Below are 17,071 nucleotides of genomic sequence, written 5' to 3'. Positions count from 1 at the left end.
CAGCCCGCCGAACAGCGTCCGGGGCACCAGCCCGGCCGGGGCGAGCCTGCTCGGGGTCCGCGGAAGCTTGTCGCCCACCAGCTCGCCCACGGCGCCCACGGAGGCGAGCGCCGTGGCCGGCCGGGAGGCGAGGAGGGCCGCCGGGCGGGACGTCTCCGCCGCGTCCGTCGTCAGCGCGACCGCCGCGGTGCCCAGCTGGCTGCGCAGCCCGGACACCACTCCCACCAGTACTTCGCGGATCATGCGGCACGTCCAATCTCGTAGGTGTGCGGTACGGGTGCGCGATGCAGGTGCGTGATGTGGCGGTATGACCCGATTTTTCGGGGTACTCGATCACCATGAACACGATGAACTGGGATCTAGCGTCCTCCCCCGGCGTGACGGCCATTCTCGTGCCCATCGTGGGCCTGATCGTGGTCGGTGTGCTGATCGGCGCCTTCTTGTGGGGACGCAGGATCAGAGACCACGAGTCCGTACCGCCCCGGCCCGACGAGCAGACGAAACTCCCGGACGAGGGCCCCGTCCGGGAGATCCTGGAGAACCGCGAACCGGACGAAGTACCGGAGTCCGACGAGCGGCTGATGCCGGGCGAGCTGAAGGGCAACGGCACGATCGGTTCGCGGTCGGCGCCACTGAAGAAGACCCCGAAGTGGAACGAGGACTCCGGCGGGAGCTTCGGCAGCGGCGGGTTCCGCTGAGCGTGCCGCCGCACCGGCCCCGGGTCCCCGGGCCACGCGCTCACGCGCACTCGTCGTCGTCCGCGAGGATCCCGTCCAGGATCTCGTCCCTGATCCGCGTGCACGAGCCGCTGATCAGCCGGGACACATGCATCTGCGACATGCCCAGCTCCTTGGCGATCATGCTCTGGGTCATCCCGCAGAAGAACCGCAGGTACAGGATCCGCCGGTCCCTGTCCGGCAGCGAGCCGAGCCCGGGCCGCACGGCCTCGCGGTCGATGACCACGTCCAGCGCCGGGTCGAGGCCGCCCAGCGTGTCGGAGAGCGAATGCGCGGCGTCGTCCCCCTGGCCGCGGAACTCCGCGTCGAGCGAGAGAGCGGCGAAGCTGTCGATGGCGCGCGTGCCGTCGATGACCTCCTGCTCCGTCAGCCCGGTGTGCGCCGCGATCTCGGTGGCCGTCGGGATCCGTCCGCCGACGCTCTGCGCCAGCTCCTGCCGGGCGACGCGGACCCCGGCCCGCAGCTCCTGGACCCGCCGGGGCACATGCACGCTCCACATGTAGTCGCGGAAGTGGCGCTTGATCTCGCCGTCGATGGTGGGGATCGCATAGCTCTCGAACGGCTTGCCGCGCGCCGGGTCGTACCGGCTCACCGCCTTGACGAGACCCAGCGAGGCGACCTGCGTCAGATCCTCCAGGGACTCGCCCCGGTTGCGGTAGCGGCACGCCATCCGGTGCGCCAGCGGCAGCCACGCGGTGGCGACCTCCTGCCGGACGCGGACCTTCTCGGCGCCCTCGGGCAGCCGCGCCAGCCTGCGGAAGGCATCCGCCGTATCGGGGGAATCGTCATGCGGATGATTCGATTTGACATTTCCACTCACACGAGAAGGCATTCACATACCCTCCTGTCGAAGGACGACGAAATGTTTGCCCGAAGTACGCCGATCCAAAACGCGGCCCGGATCCGTCCCATGATTAATCCTGGCAGGTCGGGGCACTCGGCGCGTATGTCAGATACATTTCCCCGGGGAACAGCGGGCCGGACCGAGCCGGAATTGCCGACAGGCCGGGGAGAAATCTCGGCCGCCGTCATCGCGCTGCTCCGCAATTCGGGGGCCGCGCCCTCGGCGGAGACCGTGTCCGCCGCCGATCCCTACGGAGATGATCTCCAACTCGCGCTCTATCTCTGTTACGAGCTGCATTACCGGGGGTTCGCCGGCGTCGCCGCTGAGCGCGAGTGGGATCCCGGGCTGCTGGCCGTCCGCGCGGCGCTGGAGGCGCGGTTCCTGGCGGCTCTGCGCCGCGACGCGACGCGCCACGACGACCTCGGCGAGGCACTGGCGGAGATCCTGACGGAGCCCGTGGACGGCACAGGCGTCTCGCACTTCCTGCGCGACAAGGGCGAGCTGTGGCAGCTGCGCGAGTACGCGGCGCAGCGCTCGCTCTACCACCTGAAGGAGGCCGATCCGCACATCTGGGTGCTGCCGCGCCTCCGGGGCCGGGCCAAGGCGGGGATGGCGGCGATCGAGTTCGACGAGTACGGCGGGGGCCGGGCCGAGCGCATGCACCAGCGGCTCTACGCCGACCTGATGACGGACCTGGACCTCGATCCGGCGTACGGGCACTACCTGGAGGCCGGTACGGCCGAGATCCTGGCCACGGTCAATCTGATGTCGCTGCTCGGCCTGCACCGGGCCCTGCGCGGCGCGCTCGTCGGCCACTTCGCCACGATCGAGATCACCTCGTCCCCCGGCTCGCGGCGGATCGCCGAGGCGATGGAGCGCACCGGCGCCGGCCCCGCCGCTGTGTTCTTCCACAGTGAGCACGTGGAGGCCGACGCGGTGCACGAGCAGGTCGTACGCCACGAGGTCGTCGAAGGACTGCTGGCGGACGAGCCGCATCTCGCGCCCGACATCGCCTTCGGCATCGACGCCACCGGCTATCTGGAGGACCGGCTCGGCGAGCGGCTGCTGTCCGCCTGGCAGGCGGGCGGTACGTCGCTGCGTACCGCACTCGAGTGAGCGCGCCCGGCGTTCCACGTTCGAGGTTCGACGTTCCAGGAGGAGTGGGTGGTCAGCCATGACGTACGACCCCGCCGGCGGGCGGCCCCGTCCCGTCAGCGTCCAGCGCAAGGGCCCCACCCTGGTGGAAGGCCCCGTCGAGGTGCTGCTGGAGGACGGTACGACGGTGTCGTCCGACCGGTTCTGCGTGGCGCTCTGCGCCTGCGGGCGCAGTAGGCGTTACCCCTGGTGCGACACCAGTCACCGCAGGTGACAGCCGTTGCCGGAGCATGATGCGAGTACGCTTCTCGGCGTCACCTCGTTGATCACACATGCTCCGGAGCCCTCGCATGACCACAGGCAGACCCAAGGACCAGGTCGACACCAGCAAGCCTCATCCGGCGCGTGTGTACGACTGGCTGCTCGGCGGCAAGGACAACTACCAGGTCGACCGGCAGGTCGGCGAGAAGCTGCCCCAGGCGGCGCGGGAGAACGCGGCCCGCAACCGGGCGTTCATGCACCGGGCGGCGGCCTGGCTCGCGGGTGAGGGCGTCGACCAGTTCCTCGACATCGGGACCGGCATTCCGACCGAGCCGAATCTGCACCAGATAGTGCAGAAGATCAATCCGGCCGCCCGGATCGTCTACGCGGACAACGACCCGATCGTCCTGCGGCACGCCGAAGCACTGCTGATCAGCACCCCCGAGGGCGGCACCGACTACATCCAGGCCGACGTGCGTGACGCGGGCTCCATCCTCGAACATGCCCGTACGTTCCTGGACTTCAGCCGTCCTGTCGCGCTGTCGATGATCGCCCTGATGCACTTCATCACCGACGAGGAAGACCCGTACGCGATCACGCGCAGCCTCGTGGACGCGCTGCCCTCCGGCAGTTACCTGACGCTGTCGCACGGCACGACCGACGAGCACCCCGAGCTGGCCAGTTCGGTCAAGACGACCTACCGCGAGGGCGCGATCCCGCTGCGGATGCGCACCCGCGCCGAGGTCGAGCCGTTCTTCGCGGGACTCGACCTCGTGAAGCCCGGTCTGGTGACGGCGACGCAGTGGTACCAGGACACCCCGGCTCCCAAGGAGGAGCTGAGCGGCTTCTACGTCGGAGTGGCCCGCGTCCGCTGAGGAGGCCCGCCGAGGAGGTCCCCTGAGAAGGGAAGTGGCCCGTGACCGTCATCGCGGCTTCCCTGCTGCCCGTCAACACCACGCTGGGCGTGCTGCTCGCCGTGCTGCTGATGGTGGCGGTCGTGGTGGCGGCGCGGTTCCACCTCGGACCGGGCTCCGGGGCCGGCCGCTCGCGTGAGATCGCGGTCGCCGGATTACGGGCGGCGGTCCAGCTCGCCGCCGTCTCCTTCCTCATCACGTGGGTGATGCGCTCCCTGGCGGGACTGATCGCGTTCCTGCTGGTCATGTTCGTGGCGGCCGTACGCACGGCGGGCCGCCGGATCACCGCCGACAGCTCCTGGTGGCGGACGTCGGCGCCGATCGCTGTCGGGGTGGCCCCGGTGGTGGCGGCGCTGCTGCTCACCGGGCTCGTGCCCGTCAAGGGCATCGCGCTCATCCCGATCACCGGCATCCTGCTGGGCGGCGCGCTGACCGCGACCGTACTGGCGGGCCGGCGCGCCCTGGACGAGCTGGCGCTGCGGCACGGCGAGGTGGAGGCCGCCATGGCGCTCGGTTTCCTCGACCGGGACGCGCGCCTGGAGATCGCCCGCCCCGCGGCCTCCGACGCACTGCTGCCGGGCCTCGACCAGACCCGTACGGTCGGTCTCGTGACCCTGCCCGGCGCGTTCGTCGGCATGCTGCTGGGCGGCGCGACACCCGTCATGGCGGGGGCGGTCCAGCTGTTCGTCCTCATCGCGCTGATGGCGGTCCAGTCCGTGGCCGTGACGGTGACGATCGAACTGGTCGCACGCGGTCGTCTGCACCGGCCCGCCAACAGCTGAGCCCCGTGGACGGTGTGCGGAAAAGCACGGCGGGAACGGCCGGGAATGGGCGAAGATGGCGCCTGTGGCCACCGTTGTCGAGCTGACCCATTACCCCGTGAAGGGCTGCGCGGGCGTCCCGTTGGACGATGCCCTCATGACGCCCGCCGGGCTCGCGCACGACCGCAGCTTCCTGGTCGTCGACGACGAGGGCGTGTTCCGGACCCAGCGGCGCGATCCCGGGATGGCGCTGATCCGTCCGTACGTGAGCGCCGACGGTGAGCGGCTCACGCTGCGCGCCGAGGGGGCGGGCGACGTGGTCGTCGACGTGGATCTCACGGCGCCGCGCAGGACGGTCGAGATGTTCGGCACCCCCTACCGGGGGATCGACCAGGGCGGAGCGGTCGCCGACTGGCTGTCCACGGTGCTCGGCGTGGCGTGCAGGCTGGTGCGCGTACCGCCCGAGCACGACCGGGTGACGGACGGGCAGACGCCGGGGACCTCCGGGTACGCCGACAGCTCGGCCGTCCATGTCGTCTCCCGCGCCTCGCTCGACCTGCTCAACGCGCGGATGGCGGAGCGGGACGCGCCGCCGCTGCCGATGGACCGGTTCCGGCCGAATGTCGTCGTCGACGGCTGGGACGAACCGCATGTGGAGGACCTGGTGCGGCGGGTCGCGGTGGGCGACACGGAGCTGGGCTACACCAAGCTGGCCGTGCGCTGCGTCGTCACCACCGTCGACCAGCGGGAGGGGACGAAGGCGGGTCCTGAGCCGCTGCGTACGCTGGCCGGCTATCGGCGGGCCACCGGGGGCGGGGTGGCCTTCGGCAGCAAGTTCGCGGTGGTACGGCCGGGCAAGCTGTCGGTCGGCGACGTGCTGACGGTCACCGGCTGGGGCCCGACGGAGCTGTAGACCGGACGTCCCGGGGTCTGTCTTACGCAGCGCTCGGGGCTCGCCTTACGTAGCGGGCGACACGCCCGGGGCGACAATCGCGCCGCGGCCGAGACCGGCCAGCAGCCGCTCCAGGACCAGACCCGCTTCCTCGCGGGCTTTGACATGGTCCTCGGCGCCCGCGATGTAGAGGCTGGCCTCCGAGATCAGTGCGGCCAGCATCCTCGTGAGCGGGGCGACCGGCAGGTCGTCGACATTGCCCTCGCGGACGGCCTCGGTCAGTGCCTCGGCCAGCAGTATGTAGCCGTGCTCCTCGACCAGCGCGTCCCACGCGCTGTGCCCCAGCACCGCGGGGCCCTCGATCAGCACGATCCGCTGGAACTGGGCGTCGTTGCAGGCGTCGAGGAAGGACTGGAAGCCGCTGCGCAGCAGCTGCCAGGCGTCACCGGGATGCTGCTCGGCCCGGGCGGTCTCCTGCTCGACCAGCCGCTGCGCCATCTCCTGGGCGCACTCCGCCATGACGGCGCGGAACAGGTCGGCCTTGTCCTTGAAGTGGTGGTAGAGCGCGCCCCGGGTGACGTCGGCAGCGGTCACGATGTCCTCGGTGCCGGTCGCGGCGAATCCGCGCTCGGCGAAGAGTTCCCGCGCGGCGCGCAGCAGCGCGCGCCGGGTGTCCGCGACGTGCTCCGCGCGACGGCTCCGTCTCTTCCCCGCTGGCATACCTACATCCTGTCTCATACAGTCTGTATGTTAGTAGAGGACTTCTTCCAACCCCGGGGGCCCGGGGGAACTGGAGACAGCGATCATGGGACTTCCGCTCAATCTGGCCGTCAAGAATGGCACCTACCTCATCAAGCAGAAGATCCTCCGGCGGAAGAAGTTCCCGCTGGTCGTGGAGATCGAACCCCTTTTCGCGTGCAACCTCGGCTGCGCGGGCTGCGGCAAGATCCAGCACCCGGCCAGCGTGCTCAAGCAGCGCATGCCGGTCGAGCAGGTCATGAAGGCCGTCAAGGAGGCCGGTGCCCCGACGGTCTCGCTGGCCGGCGGTGAGCCGCTGATGCACCCGCAGATCGACGAGATGACGCGCCAGCTCCTGGCGAAGGGCAAGTTCGTGGTGCTCTGCACCAACGCCGTGCTGCTGCCGAAGCATCTGCACAAGTTCAAGCCGCACCGCAACTTCGCGTGGATGGTCCACATCGACGGGCTGCGCGAGCGGCACGACGAATCGGTCAGCAAGGTCGGGGTGTTCGACCAGGCGATCGAGGCGATCAAGCAGGCGAAGGCGGCCGGGTTCAAGGTCTACACGAACTCGACCTTCTTCAACAACGACAGCCCGCAGGACGTCATCGACGTGCTCCAGTACCTCAACGACGACCTCAAGGTCGACCGGATGCAGATCTCGCCCGGCTACGCCTACGAGAAGGCCCCGGACCAGGACCGCTTCCTCGGCGTCGAGCAGACGCGCGCCATGTTCAAGAAGGCGTTCGGCGACGGCAGGCGCAAGGGCTGGCGGCTCAACCACTCGGCGCTGTACCTGGACTTCCTCGAAGGCAAGCTCGACTTCGAGTGCACGCCGTGGGCGATCCCGTCGTACTCCCTGAAGGGGTGGCAGAAGCCCTGCTACCTGATGTCGGACGGGTACGTCGAGACGTACCAGGAGCTGCTGGACACCACCGAGTGGGACAACTACGGCCGGGGCAAGGACCCGCGCTGCGACAACTGCATGGCGCACTGCGGCTTCGAGCCCACCGCTGTGATGGCCACGATGAGCTCTCTCAAGGAGAGTCTGCGCGCCGTCACGACCACCTGACCGGGCCACCTCACCGGGTCGGGTCGGTCCGACCGGTGCTCGCTCGGCCCGACCGGTGCTCGCTCAGCCAGTCCAGCGCTTCGGCGCCGGCCGTGCCGAGGACCGAGATGTGTCCGTCGGCCGGGCTCAGCCACAGTTCAGCCGTCGGGCAGTGGGCCGCCAGCCACTGCCCGTGGGTGCTGGGCGCGATCCGGTCCTCGCCGCCGTGCTCCAGCAGGACCGGTGCTTCGATCAGCGCCGGGTCGAAGCCCCACGGCGTCACGTACGCCAAGTCGTCGTCGATCAGCGCGCCGGGTCCCGCCGCCACGGCGGGACCGACGACGTCCCCGAACCAGGACCACTCGCCGGCGAGCGCCGCGTGGTCGGCGGGCGTGAACATCTCCGGGTCGTACGTGGCGTCCGCCTCGTGGGCCTCCTTCGCTGCCCGCCCGGCGGCGGCAGCGCCCAGGGTCGCGCGGCCCGAGTCGGACATGCCGGCGAACCAGTCGAGCCCGTCCGCGTCGAACGGCGCCAGGCCCGCGACGCTGACGGCCGCGAACACCCGGTCCGGCAGCAGTGCGGCGCACGCCAGCGCGTGCGGTCCGCCGCCGGAGTGGCCCATGACGGCGAACCGTCCGATGCCGAGCGCGGCGGTGACGGCGGCGACATCGGCGGCCACCGACGCCACGCTCCGGCCCGGGAGCGGGGTCGACCGGCCGTAGCCGGGACGGTCGTACGACACCCAGCGCACCCCGAGCCGGTCGGCGGCGGGGAACAGCGGCGCGGGCGGCGCACCGATGTTCGGGGTGCCGTGGTGCCAGAAGACGACCAGCGGATCGGCCGCGCGGTCCGTACCGGAGTCGTAGATGTGCACCGTGCGACCGTCGGGCAGCTCCAGATCAGTCTCGTTCATACCGGCACCGTACGCGGCAGTGCGACCGGCCCTGCGGTGGTTGACAGCGCCGGGCGGCGCTGTCAATGATCACCGAGGCTCCTGACTCCGTCCGACGGGAAGAACACCATGGACCGCACCGAGGACACCGAGGACACCGGCATGCGGCCACGGACGGCGGAGGCCGGCCGGCGGACGGCGGTGTGGATCGCGTCCGTCGACTCCGACGAGCCGCAACTGCTCTTCGAGACGGCCGAATTGCTGCTTGAGGCCCCCAACTGGTCGCACGACGGCCGGAGTCTGCTGCTCAACGGCGCGGGACGGCTGTGGCGGCTCGACGTCGAGGCCCCCTCGGGGCTGGCGGAGATCCCGCTCGACGGGGTGCCGGACATCAACAACGACCATGTGCTCTCCCCCGACGGACGCACCGTGTACGTGTCGGGCATGGACGGACATCTGTACGCGGCGCCCGTCGCCGGGGGCAAGGGCGTCCGCCTGACGGCCGACGACGGGACGCTGCACTTCCTGCACGGCGTCAGCCCCGACGGTCGGACCCTCGCCTACGTCGAGATCGCGCGCGGGGCGGACGGCTCGCCCGGCCGGCTGGCGCTGATGCCGGCGGCCGGCGGGCCCGGCAAGGCCGTCGACACCGGGGAGGGCCATCTCGACGGCCCGGAGTACTCCCCCGACGGCGAGTGGATCTACTGCAACACGGAGACCTTCACCGAGGCCCCGGGGCACGCCCAGATCGCGCGGCTGCCCGCCGCGGGGAGTGTGCTGCGACGGGTGCACACCTCCGACACCGTCGACTGGTTCCCGCACCTGTCACCGGACGGAGCGCACGCCGCGTACGTGTCGTTCCCACCGGGCACGCTGGGGCACCCGGCCAACCTCGACGTCACCGTACGACTGGTGCGGACCGACGCCTGGGCCGTGCCGGTGCGCACGTTCCCGCTGTTCGGCGGTCAGGGCACGATGAACGTCAACAGCTGGTCCCCGGACAGCCGGCGCTTCGCCTTCGTCTCGTACCCGCTCGACGGCCGGGCCGGGTGATCCGCTCACGACCGGGAGACGACCGTCCCCACGGTCCTGGCGGGCCGGAACCCGAGGTCGTCGATGGCGAAGGTGGGGTGGCTGCGACGGCGCACGGTCACTCCGCAGCCCCGCTCCGACTCGGCCCAGCCGCCACCGCGGAAGATCCGGTACGCGCCGTAGACCTCCTCGTCGTAGAGGTCCCAGCACCACTCCCAGACGTTGCCCAGCATGTCGTGCAGCCCCCACGCGTTGGGCGCCTTGCCGCCGACGTCGTGCACCCGGTCGCCGGAATTGCCGTCGTACCAGGCGATGTCGTCGATCTCCCCGTACCGGTAGCCGTCGGTGCCGCCCTTGCAGGCGTACTGCCACTCCGCCTCGGTCGGCAGCCGGTACCCGTCGGACGTCCGGTCCCAGGCCACTTCGTCGCTCTCCTCGGCGCGGGAGTACGCCGGTCTCAGCCCTGACAGCTCGGAGAGGCGGTTGCACACCTCGATCGCGTCGAGCCAACTCACGTTCGTCACCGGCGAGTCGGCGGGCGTGGACGGGCTGACGTCCGCTCCGGTGACGGCCCTGTGGAGCGCAGCCGTGACCGGATACCGACCGAGCAGGAAGGGCGCCACGTCGGCCTGCCAACAGATGCCCCGCCGGTCGTCCCTGAGGTCGACCGTGCCGCCTGGCACGGGAATCATCGAGGGGACAGGGGGAGCTTCGGCCGGCGAACGCACGCGGCGCACCTCTCTGTTCGGGAAGGTCACGAGATCGTCGGCCTCACGATACGGGCCCGCATGGTCACTTGGCGTTCGGGACTCGGCGCCTCGGCAGGAACTCCTCGGGGAGGCCCTGGAGCCGGCCACCGGCGGACAGCCGGTGGCTCACCAGGTCGTGGCGAGCCAGGCGGCCACCCCGGCGAGTACGACCAGGGCGGCGTTGAGGCCGGTCTCCTTGACCTCGCCCCTGGACAGGTGGAGGCCGGCTGCCAGCACCTGGAGGACGAGCATGCCGATCGCGGCCGCCATCGCCAGGACGGGCGCTATCCCTGTCAGCGGCGGCAGCACGAGGCCGGCGACGCCGAGGATCTCGACGACACCGATGCCACGGACCACCCACATCGGGACCGTGTCGACCCAGCCCATCATGGGTGCCAGCCGCTCCTTGGACTGCGCGACCTTCTTGCCGCCCGCGAACAGGAAGAAGAGTCCCAGGACGCCGGTGACGATCCAGTAGGCGATTTCCATTGCCGTCCTCCGTCATGGTTACGAGTTGTGCGTAGGCACATGGTCGGTGACTATGGACCGGCTTACAAAAGGCACACCGGTGTGCGTGGCGAACCAGGAGCGCCCATGTCGAAGTACCGCAACACCTGCCTCATCCGCGGCGACGGCGGCCGGGCCATCCGCGGCATCCTGGACCGCATCGGCGACAAGTGGACGCTGCTGGTGGTGGCCACGCTCGACGGCGAGCGGATGCGCTTCACCGAGCTGCAGCAGCGGATCCCCGGGATCTCGCAGCGGATGCTGACACGTACGGTGCGGCATCTGGAGCGGGACGGTCTCGTGGCCCGTACGGTGTTCCCCGAGGTGCCGCCCCGGGTCGAGTACGAACTCACCGCGACGGGACGGACGTTGATCGAGCCGGCGGTGGCGCTGGCGGAGTGGGCCGTGGACAAGAACCCCCAGATCGAGCGGAGCCAGGCGGCCTACGACGCGCGGCAGCCCTGAGACCTCCGTCCGCTCCACCGCGCGGGGCGGGGGTCCGCCTCGGGGATCCCTGGGGGTTAACCCCCAGGCAAGTCCGGGGACCACCCGGTTCGTTCGGGGGACGCGGGGTCCGTAGGTTCTGGGGTGGAATCAAGGCATCGTTCGACACCCCCTCCGGAGGAACCCCGTGACCGCGCCGGCGCACCGCCCGACCAGCACCGCCCACCCGCTCGTCGCGGCCTTCGTGCGCTTCGTCGTCTGTGGCGGCGGAGTCGGACTCGCCTCCAGCGCGGCGCTCGTACTGCTGAGCGGGCGGATGTCGATGGTCGTCGCGAACGCGCTGATCAGTGTGGTCTCCACCGTGCTCGCGACCGAGCTGCACAGCCGGATCTCCTTCCGCAGCGAGCGGCGGGGCTGGAGCGTCCATCTGCAGTCCGGTCTGACGGTCGCCGTGAGCTACGCGTTCACGACGGGGGCTCTGCTCGTCCTGCACTCCCTGCAGTCCGCGCCGTCGGCCGTGGTCGAGCAGAGCGTCTATCTGTCGGCCTCGGCGCTGGCGGGGGTCGGCAGGTTCGCCCTGCTGCGGGTCGTGGTCTTCGCCGAGCGGGCGGCCAAGAACGACGCCGTGCTCGGCAAGTCGTCCGTGGCCATGACCGCCTGAAGTGCCGCTCCCCCGTTACTGGTTGCCGCCACTCACCGTCCGCAGGCAGTCGGCGGCGACCTCGGCGACCGCCGTGCGCGCCTGCGCCAGGTAGGGGCGCGGGTCGTGCGCGTCGGGGGACGCGGCGAGCGCCGCGCGGACGGCCCCGGTGAACGCGACGTTGAGCATCGTGCCGAAGTTGATTTTGGTCATGCCCGCACGCACCGCCGCCGCCAACAGATCGGCGGGGACGCCGGACGAGCCGTGCAGGACCAGCGGCACCGGCACCGCCGCACTGATCCGCGCGACGAGGTCGAGGTCGACCTGTGCCGTCCGGTCCGTCATGGCGTGGGTGGATCCGACGGCGACGGCGAGCGCGTCGACCCCGGTGGCTTCGACGAACTCCCGCGCCTGCTGCGGGTCGGTGCGTACGCCCGGGGTGTGCGCCGAGCCCTTCTTGCCGCCGATCTCGCCCAGCTCCGCCTCGATGTACAGGCCGTGCGCATGGGCCCAGTCGGCCGCCTCACGCGTCGCCCGGACGTTGTCCTCGTCGCTGCGGCGTGACGCGTCGAACATCACGGAGCTGGCGCCGCATTCGGCCGTGCGGAACAGCAGGGCGGCGTCCTCGACATGGTCGAGGTGGAGGGAGAGTGCCGCGCTGCTCGCCCGCGCTATCGCGGCGGCGGCAGCGGCGAGCGGGGCGACGTCGCCGTGGTGGCGCGCCGCGTTCTCGCTGATCTGGAGGATGGCCGGCAGTCCGGTCGCCTCGGCGGCGACGGCGACCGCCTCGGCGTGCTCGATGGCGATCACGTTGAAGGCGGCGACGCCGGTGTGCGCGTCGTGCGCGGCGGTGACGAGGGCGGAAGTGGTGGTCAACACGGTGTCATGCTCCTGCGTACGGCAGCGCCGGGATGCGATGCGGTGGGGCGGTGGTTTTCTGGGGATCGTCGCTCCGGTCCCCGGTGCGGACGGCGGCCGGGCGCCCGGTGACGTCCAAGGACCACCGGGCGCCCGGCCGTTGACCGGGGTGTTACGGGCGGGCGGCCAGGACGACGGACCTGGTCAGGTTGCGCGGGCGGTCCGGGTCGAGGCCCTTGGCGCGGGCGACGGCCTCGGCGAGGCGCTGAACCCGTACCAGGTCGACCTGCGCGTCCTGCGGGTGGTCGACGAAGGTGGCGCCGGTGGGGGCGACGTCCTTGGCCAGCTCACCGGTGTCCCGGCCGAAGTGCCAGACGAGCCGGTTCGGTGCGGCGATGCTGATCGGGCCGTGCCGGTACTCCATGCTCGGGTACGACTCCGTCCACGCCTGCGCGGCCTCCCGCATCTTCAGCCCGGCTTCCCGCGCGACACCGTGGGCCCAGCCGTCGCCGAGGAAGGTGATCTGCTCGGCGGTCAGCCACTCCTCGGCGAGTGGCTCGTCGAGCACGCTCTGCGCCGCCGCGGCCAGCGGTTCGATGTCCTCGCCGAGCGAGGCGCGCAGGGTGGCCAGGGCGGTCGTCGCGAACACCGTCTGGACGACGGAGCGTTCGTCGGCGAAGCCCAGGTCCACGATGTGGTCGGCGGCGTTCACCACCGGGGTGTCGAGATCGGCGGTGAGGGCCACGGTGGGGCAGCTCTCACGCGCCCGCCGCAGGACGTCGAGGACTTCGGTCGTGGTGCCGGAGCGGGTGATCGCGACGAGCCGGTCGTAGTCGCGGTCCTCGGGGTAGGCGGAGGCCGTGAAGTAGTCGGTCTCCCCGTAGCCTCCCGTTTCCCGCAGGACGGCGTACGCCTCGGCCATGAACCACGACGTGCCGCAGCCGATGACCGCGACGCGCTCGCCACGCTTCGGCAGGCCGTCGGCGGCCTCGGCCACGTCGGCGGCCTTGCGCCAGGCGTCCGGCTGGCGGGCGATCTCGTCGCTGGTGAGAGACATGTGCGTAACTCCTCGGTGAAGACTCGGTGGTGGGGTGTGCGGGGGTGCGGGTCCGGCCGCCTTATTGCTTTCCCTGGTGGGCGGCGAAGTACCGGACGAGGTCGGGCGCGGGGGGCGGTACGGGGGTGTGCGCGCCGGAAGCGCGCAGCGAGGCGGTGGCGGCGGTGCCCGCGGCGACGGCTTCGCGTGCGGCGACGGGTGATGTACGGGTCGGGCCGCCCTCGGCGGCGAACCGGAGGAATTCCCCGACCAGTTGGTCGTCGGCGCCGCCGTGTGTGGAGTTGCCGCCGGTGACGGTCTCGGTGTGGTCGGCGTCGGACCGGTAGCCGTGACGGCGGCTGTTCCACACCTTGACGGTCGGGTTGTCGTCGTCGAGGCCGTCGCCGAAGTTCTCCAGCCGCCCCTCGTCCCCGATGACGGTGTAGTTGCGCCAGTAGTCGGGGGTGAAGTGACACTGCTGATAGCTGGCGAGCACACCGTTGTCGAGGCGGGTGAGCATCATGGAGATGTCCTCCACGTCCACGACCGGGTTGAGACCGGTCAGCGCCGAGGGCGGCCAGATGCCGGGGTCGAACCAGTCCGGCATCCGCGCCGGGTCCTCGTCGGACGAGCCGGTCCGCTCCGCACGGCGGGGGTTCGTGCCGTACACGGCCAGGTCGCCCATGGCGACGACCTCGCGCGAGTAGCCGCCGGCCAGCCAGTGGATCACATCGAGGTCGTGGGCCCCCTTCTGCAGCAACAGCCCGGTGGTCCTGGCGCGTTCGGCGTGCCAGTCCTTGAAGTAGAAGTCGCCGCCATGGCCGACGAAGTGCCGGCACCACACCGAACGGACCTGGCCGACGAGTCCTTCGTCGATCATCTCCCGCATCCGGCGAAGCACGGGCAGATGGCGGAGGTTGTGGCCGACGTAGAGGCGGGTGCCCGAGTCGAAGGCACCGCGCAGCAGCCGGTCGCAGTCGTCCAGGGTGATGGCCAGCGGCTTCTCCACGAAGACCGGCACGCCCGCGGTGAGGAAGAACAGGCTGGGTTCGACGTGCCGGTCGTCGGGGGTGAGGACGAAGACCGCGTCGAGCCCGTCGTCCACCATGTCGTGGTAGTCGGTGTGCACGGTGACGCCGGCGCCGAACAGGTCGACGGCGTCGGCCCTGCCGCGCGGCGAGGGGTCGGCGCACGACACCACCCGCGCGACGCCCGGCCGGTTTGCGCCGGCCGCCAGCGGGGCCCGCTGGCCGATGCCGACGACGCCCACGCGCAGTTCACTCATCGTTTCTCGCAGCCTTCCGGTCGGATCGTGGGGGACTTCAGTGGCCGAGGGTGACGCGCAGCGACGGCTGGAGCAGGTGTTCGTGCGCGCGCACCATGTCGTCGCACAGGTCCCAGATCTGTTCGACGGTGAGCGTGGCGGCGGTGGCCGGGTCGGTCATGGCGGCGTGCCGGATGTGCCGCGGGTCGTCCTCGACGGCGGCCCGTACCACGAGGTCGTTCATGCTCAGATACGTACGGTTGAGCGCGGCGCACTGCGCGGGCAGGGCTCCGACCCGGGTGGGCTGCACGCCGAGGCTGTCGACCAGGCAGGGCACTTCGACGGTGCCTTCGGCGGGCAGGTTGTCGATCAGCCCGTGGTTGGGGACGTTGCCGTAGACGGTGCGCGGGGTGCCGGTGGTGATGCTGTGGATGACCTGCGGCGCGTACTCCATCGTGGCCTCGACGGGCAGCGGTTCGCCCGCAGCGAGGGCGCGGCGGGTCTCCTCGTACGCCGCGACGTTCTCGTCCACGATGCCGAGGTAGGCGCCGACCGGCAGCCGCAGCCGGTCGATCTCGCTGTCGTGGTGCAGGTACCAGGGCACGTACTCGCTGGAGTGCTCGCTGGTCTCGGTCGGGTAGTGGCCGAGCCGGCGGTACATGTCGACCCGTACCCGGCGGCGCAGTTGCTCGTCCTCGGCGATCAGCGCGTCGAGCCGGGGGTAGAGGTCGATGCCCTGGTGTTCGAAACGCAGCACCCACGCCTGGTGGTTGACGCCGGCCGCGTGGTAACTGATCTCCTCGTAGGGCACCTTGACCAGGTCCGCCAGGTCGCGCATGGTCCAGTACACCGAGTGGCACAGGCCCACCACACGGGTGAGTCCGGTCGCCCGGGTCAGGTACTGGACGTTCATCGCCATCGGGTTGGTGTAGTTCAGCAGCCAGGCGTCCGGGCAGACGGCGGCGATGTCCTCGCCGAGCGCCTTGAGCACGGGGAAGGTGCGCAGGGCGCGGAAGATGCCGCCGATGCCGATGGTGTCGCCGATGGTCTGGCGCAGGCCGTAGCGCGCGGGCACCTCGAAGTCGGTCCTGGTCGACTCACCCATACCGACCTGGATGATGTTGATGACGAAGTCGGCGCCTTCGAGGGCTTCCCGCCGGTCGGCGTGGGCGGTGATGTGCGGGGCCGCGCTCCGATCGGCCGCGATGACGCGCGCGGCGCCGTGCGCGGTCGCCAGCCGCTCGGCGTCGATGTCGTGCAGGGCGATGTGCACGTCCTTCAGTTCGGGGAACGCGAAGATGTCGGCGAGGAGCCCCTGGGTGAAGACGACGCTGCCTGCGCCGATGAACACGATCTTCTTGGCGGTCATCACTGGCTCTTTCCGTTGTGGGCGGCGGCTGCGACAGCCTCGTCCCAGGTGGGCTGCGCGGCGGTGCCGCCGTGGGCGCGGGTGGACAGGGAGCCGCAGACGGCGGCGAGTTCGAGGGCCCGTGCGGGGGGCTCACCGGCGAGGACGGCGGCGATGTACCCGGCGTCGAAGCTGTCACCGGCGCCGACGGTGTCCCGCGGCACCGCGGGGACGCCGCGGGTGGTCCGTACGGTGGCGCCGTCGTGTGCGAGGGCGCCTTCGGCGCCGTTCTTCACGACGACGAGTGGTCCCCGGGAGGCGAGTTGGCGCGCGGCGGACTCCGGTGTGCCGTGCGGCTGTCCGGCGAGTGCGAGCGCTTCCTGTGCGTTGGGCAGCAGGAAGTCGAGGACGGGCAGGACGGCGGCGATCCCGGCCGGGTCCCAGCGCCCCGAGGGGTCGTCGTTGGTGTCCAGCGACGTCGTGGCGCCGTGGGCGCGGGCGGTGCGCAGTATGCCGGGCAGGGCCGCCGCGAGTTTCGGCAGCAGGAAGTAGGACGCCGCGTGCACATGCCGGCTGGTGGTGAGCAAGTCCTCCGGTATGTCGTCGGGTCCGGTGGCGGCGAGGGTCCCGGCGGCCGTGATGATGGCGCGGTCGTCGGCGCGTGCGATCACGGCGGTGAGCGGGGTCGGCAGGTCCGGGTCGGTACGCAGCGCGGTGGTGTCGACGCCGCGCGCTTCCAGGGCGGCGCGTACGAAGCGTCCCGCGTCGTCGTCGCCGATCCGGCCGGCGACGGCGACGCTCAGACCGAGCCTCGCCGCCCCGCAGGCCATGATCGCGGCGGAGCCGCCGAGGGTGAGTACGCCGGTGGGGACGAGTTGTTCGCGCTGCCCGAAGGCGAGCGGCTCGTCGAGGGGACCGAGCACGACATCGGGATTGACGTCTCCGATGACGAGAAGGTCGAAGGTGTGCGGCATCGGGCTTCCTGGGCGAGTGGTCATGGGCTGCCGC

Annotated in this window: 20 protein-coding genes and 1 pseudogene; 10 read left to right on the top strand and 11 right to left on the bottom strand. The window is 71.0% G+C overall.

Features of this window, described 5'->3' with window-relative positions; genetic code table 11:
• Positions 1 to 243, bottom strand: a pseudogene (locus tag HY68_RS44130) (hypothetical protein); the annotation flags it as partial.
• Positions 244 to 347: 104 nt separating this feature from the next.
• Here HY68_RS44130 and HY68_RS27745 point away from each other — a divergent pair.
• Complete coding sequence (locus HY68_RS27745) at positions 348 to 698, top strand: DUF6479 family protein (RefSeq protein ID WP_107070229.1); 351 nt, start codon at positions 348 to 350, stop codon at positions 696 to 698.
• 40 nt (positions 699 to 738) lie between these two features.
• Here HY68_RS27745 and HY68_RS27740 read toward each other — a convergent pair whose 3' ends face one another.
• Positions 739 to 1,569, bottom strand: coding sequence for a SigB/SigF/SigG family RNA polymerase sigma factor (locus HY68_RS27740; protein ID WP_041993845.1), 831 nt, complete (start codon positions 1,567 to 1,569; stop codon positions 739 to 741).
• Between the two features lie 114 nt (positions 1,570 to 1,683).
• Here HY68_RS27740 and HY68_RS27735 point away from each other — a divergent pair, with 114 nt between their 5' ends.
• The 5 genes from HY68_RS27735 (at position 1,684) to HY68_RS27715 (ending at position 5,525) form a co-directional block, all read left to right on the top strand.
• Entirely contained in the window at positions 1,684 to 2,697 is a 1,014-nt protein-coding gene (locus HY68_RS27735) for an iron-containing redox enzyme family protein (RefSeq protein ID WP_041993842.1), read from the top strand.
• A 58-nt stretch (positions 2,698 to 2,755) separates the two neighbouring features.
• Positions 2,756 to 2,950 (top strand): CDGSH iron-sulfur domain-containing protein, encoded by a 195-nt coding sequence (locus tag HY68_RS27730; protein WP_041993839.1) that lies wholly within the window; start codon positions 2,756 to 2,758, stop codon positions 2,948 to 2,950.
• A gap of 76 nt (positions 2,951 to 3,026) precedes the next feature.
• Complete coding sequence (locus tag HY68_RS27725) at positions 3,027 to 3,812, top strand: SAM-dependent methyltransferase (RefSeq protein WP_041993836.1); 786 nt, start codon at positions 3,027 to 3,029, stop codon at positions 3,810 to 3,812.
• Between the two features lie 41 nt (positions 3,813 to 3,853).
• Positions 3,854 to 4,633 carry an ABC transporter permease gene (locus tag HY68_RS27720; protein WP_241778699.1) on the top strand — a complete coding sequence of 260 codons (780 nt, stop codon included), beginning with the start codon at positions 3,854 to 3,856 and terminating at the stop codon, positions 4,631 to 4,633.
• 64 nt (positions 4,634 to 4,697) lie between these two features.
• Positions 4,698 to 5,525, top strand: a complete 828-nt coding sequence (locus HY68_RS27715; RefSeq protein WP_041997351.1) for an MOSC N-terminal beta barrel domain-containing protein — start codon at positions 4,698 to 4,700, stop codon at positions 5,523 to 5,525.
• A 45-nt stretch (positions 5,526 to 5,570) separates the two neighbouring features.
• Here HY68_RS27715 and HY68_RS27710 read toward each other — a convergent pair whose 3' ends face one another.
• A complete protein-coding gene (locus HY68_RS27710) occupies positions 5,571 to 6,224 on the bottom strand; it encodes a TetR/AcrR family transcriptional regulator (RefSeq protein ID WP_041993834.1) in 654 nt (217 codons plus the stop codon).
• A gap of 85 nt (positions 6,225 to 6,309) precedes the next feature.
• On the opposite strand from HY68_RS27710, the gene hpnH reads away from it, so the two are divergent.
• Positions 6,310 to 7,314: an adenosyl-hopene transferase HpnH gene (hpnH, locus tag HY68_RS27705; protein WP_041993831.1), complete on the top strand. Its 1,005-nt coding sequence runs from the start codon at positions 6,310 to 6,312 to the stop codon at positions 7,312 to 7,314.
• A gap of 10 nt (positions 7,315 to 7,324) precedes the next feature.
• Here hpnH and HY68_RS27700 read toward each other — a convergent pair whose 3' ends face one another.
• On the bottom strand, positions 7,325 to 8,206 hold the full coding sequence (locus tag HY68_RS27700) for an alpha/beta hydrolase (protein WP_041993828.1): 882 nt from the start codon (positions 8,204 to 8,206) through the stop codon (positions 7,325 to 7,327).
• A gap of 108 nt (positions 8,207 to 8,314) precedes the next feature.
• Between HY68_RS27700 and HY68_RS27695 the strand changes: the two genes are divergently transcribed.
• Positions 8,315 to 9,238 (top strand): PD40 domain-containing protein, encoded by a 924-nt coding sequence (locus tag HY68_RS27695; protein WP_198533356.1) that lies wholly within the window; start codon positions 8,315 to 8,317, stop codon positions 9,236 to 9,238.
• Positions 9,239 to 9,243: 5 nt separating this feature from the next.
• Here HY68_RS27695 and HY68_RS27690 read toward each other — a convergent pair whose 3' ends face one another.
• A complete protein-coding gene (locus HY68_RS27690; protein WP_041993825.1) occupies positions 9,244 to 9,909 on the bottom strand; it encodes an SUMF1/EgtB/PvdO family nonheme iron enzyme in 666 nt (221 codons plus the stop codon).
• Positions 9,910 to 10,092: 183 nt separating this feature from the next.
• Positions 10,093 to 10,455, bottom strand: a complete 363-nt coding sequence (locus tag HY68_RS27685; protein WP_041993822.1) for a DoxX family protein — start codon at positions 10,453 to 10,455, stop codon at positions 10,093 to 10,095.
• Between the two features lie 105 nt (positions 10,456 to 10,560).
• On the opposite strand from HY68_RS27685, the gene HY68_RS27680 reads away from it, so the two are divergent.
• Together HY68_RS27680 and HY68_RS27675 are read left to right on the top strand one after the other, a co-directional pair.
• Positions 10,561 to 10,938 carry a helix-turn-helix domain-containing protein gene (locus tag HY68_RS27680; protein WP_041993819.1) on the top strand — a complete coding sequence of 126 codons (378 nt, stop codon included), beginning with the start codon at positions 10,561 to 10,563 and terminating at the stop codon, positions 10,936 to 10,938.
• Between the two features lie 166 nt (positions 10,939 to 11,104).
• Positions 11,105 to 11,578 carry a hypothetical protein gene (locus HY68_RS27675; RefSeq protein WP_041993816.1) on the top strand — a complete coding sequence of 158 codons (474 nt, stop codon included), beginning with the start codon at positions 11,105 to 11,107 and terminating at the stop codon, positions 11,576 to 11,578.
• A gap of 15 nt (positions 11,579 to 11,593) precedes the next feature.
• Here HY68_RS27675 and HY68_RS27670 read toward each other — a convergent pair whose 3' ends face one another.
• The 5 genes from HY68_RS27670 to HY68_RS27650 all read right to left on the bottom strand — a co-directional run bounded on the left by HY68_RS27670 (position 11,594) and on the right by HY68_RS27650 (position 17,037).
• Positions 11,594 to 12,436, bottom strand: coding sequence for a class II fructose-bisphosphate aldolase (locus HY68_RS27670; protein ID WP_041993813.1), 843 nt, complete (start codon positions 12,434 to 12,436; stop codon positions 11,594 to 11,596).
• 151 nt (positions 12,437 to 12,587) lie between these two features.
• The gene (locus HY68_RS27665) at positions 12,588 to 13,472 is read right to left on the bottom strand and encodes an SIS domain-containing protein (protein WP_041993809.1); all 885 of its coding nucleotides are present in this window, start codon (positions 13,470 to 13,472) and stop codon (positions 12,588 to 12,590) included.
• Positions 13,473 to 13,533: 61 nt separating this feature from the next.
• A complete protein-coding gene (locus HY68_RS27660) occupies positions 13,534 to 14,736 on the bottom strand; it encodes a Gfo/Idh/MocA family oxidoreductase (RefSeq protein ID WP_041993807.1) in 1,203 nt (400 codons plus the stop codon).
• 37 nt (positions 14,737 to 14,773) lie between these two features.
• The gene (locus HY68_RS27655) at positions 14,774 to 16,084 is read right to left on the bottom strand and encodes an alpha-glucosidase/alpha-galactosidase (RefSeq protein WP_041993804.1); all 1,311 of its coding nucleotides are present in this window, start codon (positions 16,082 to 16,084) and stop codon (positions 14,774 to 14,776) included.
• The gene (locus HY68_RS27650; protein WP_041993800.1) at positions 16,084 to 17,037 is read right to left on the bottom strand and encodes a carbohydrate kinase family protein; all 954 of its coding nucleotides are present in this window, start codon (positions 17,035 to 17,037) and stop codon (positions 16,084 to 16,086) included. Before HY68_RS27650 ends, HY68_RS27655 begins: the two co-directional genes overlap by 1 nt.
• Positions 17,038 to 17,071 lie beyond the last annotated feature (34 nt).

Source organism: Streptomyces sp. AcH 505 (assembly GCF_000818175.1).
In the GTDB taxonomy this organism is placed as follows: domain Bacteria; phylum Actinomycetota; class Actinomycetes; order Streptomycetales; family Streptomycetaceae; genus Streptomyces.
The sequence above is the reverse complement of the archived record's forward strand: the minus strand, read 5'-3'. Positions and strand labels throughout refer to the sequence as shown.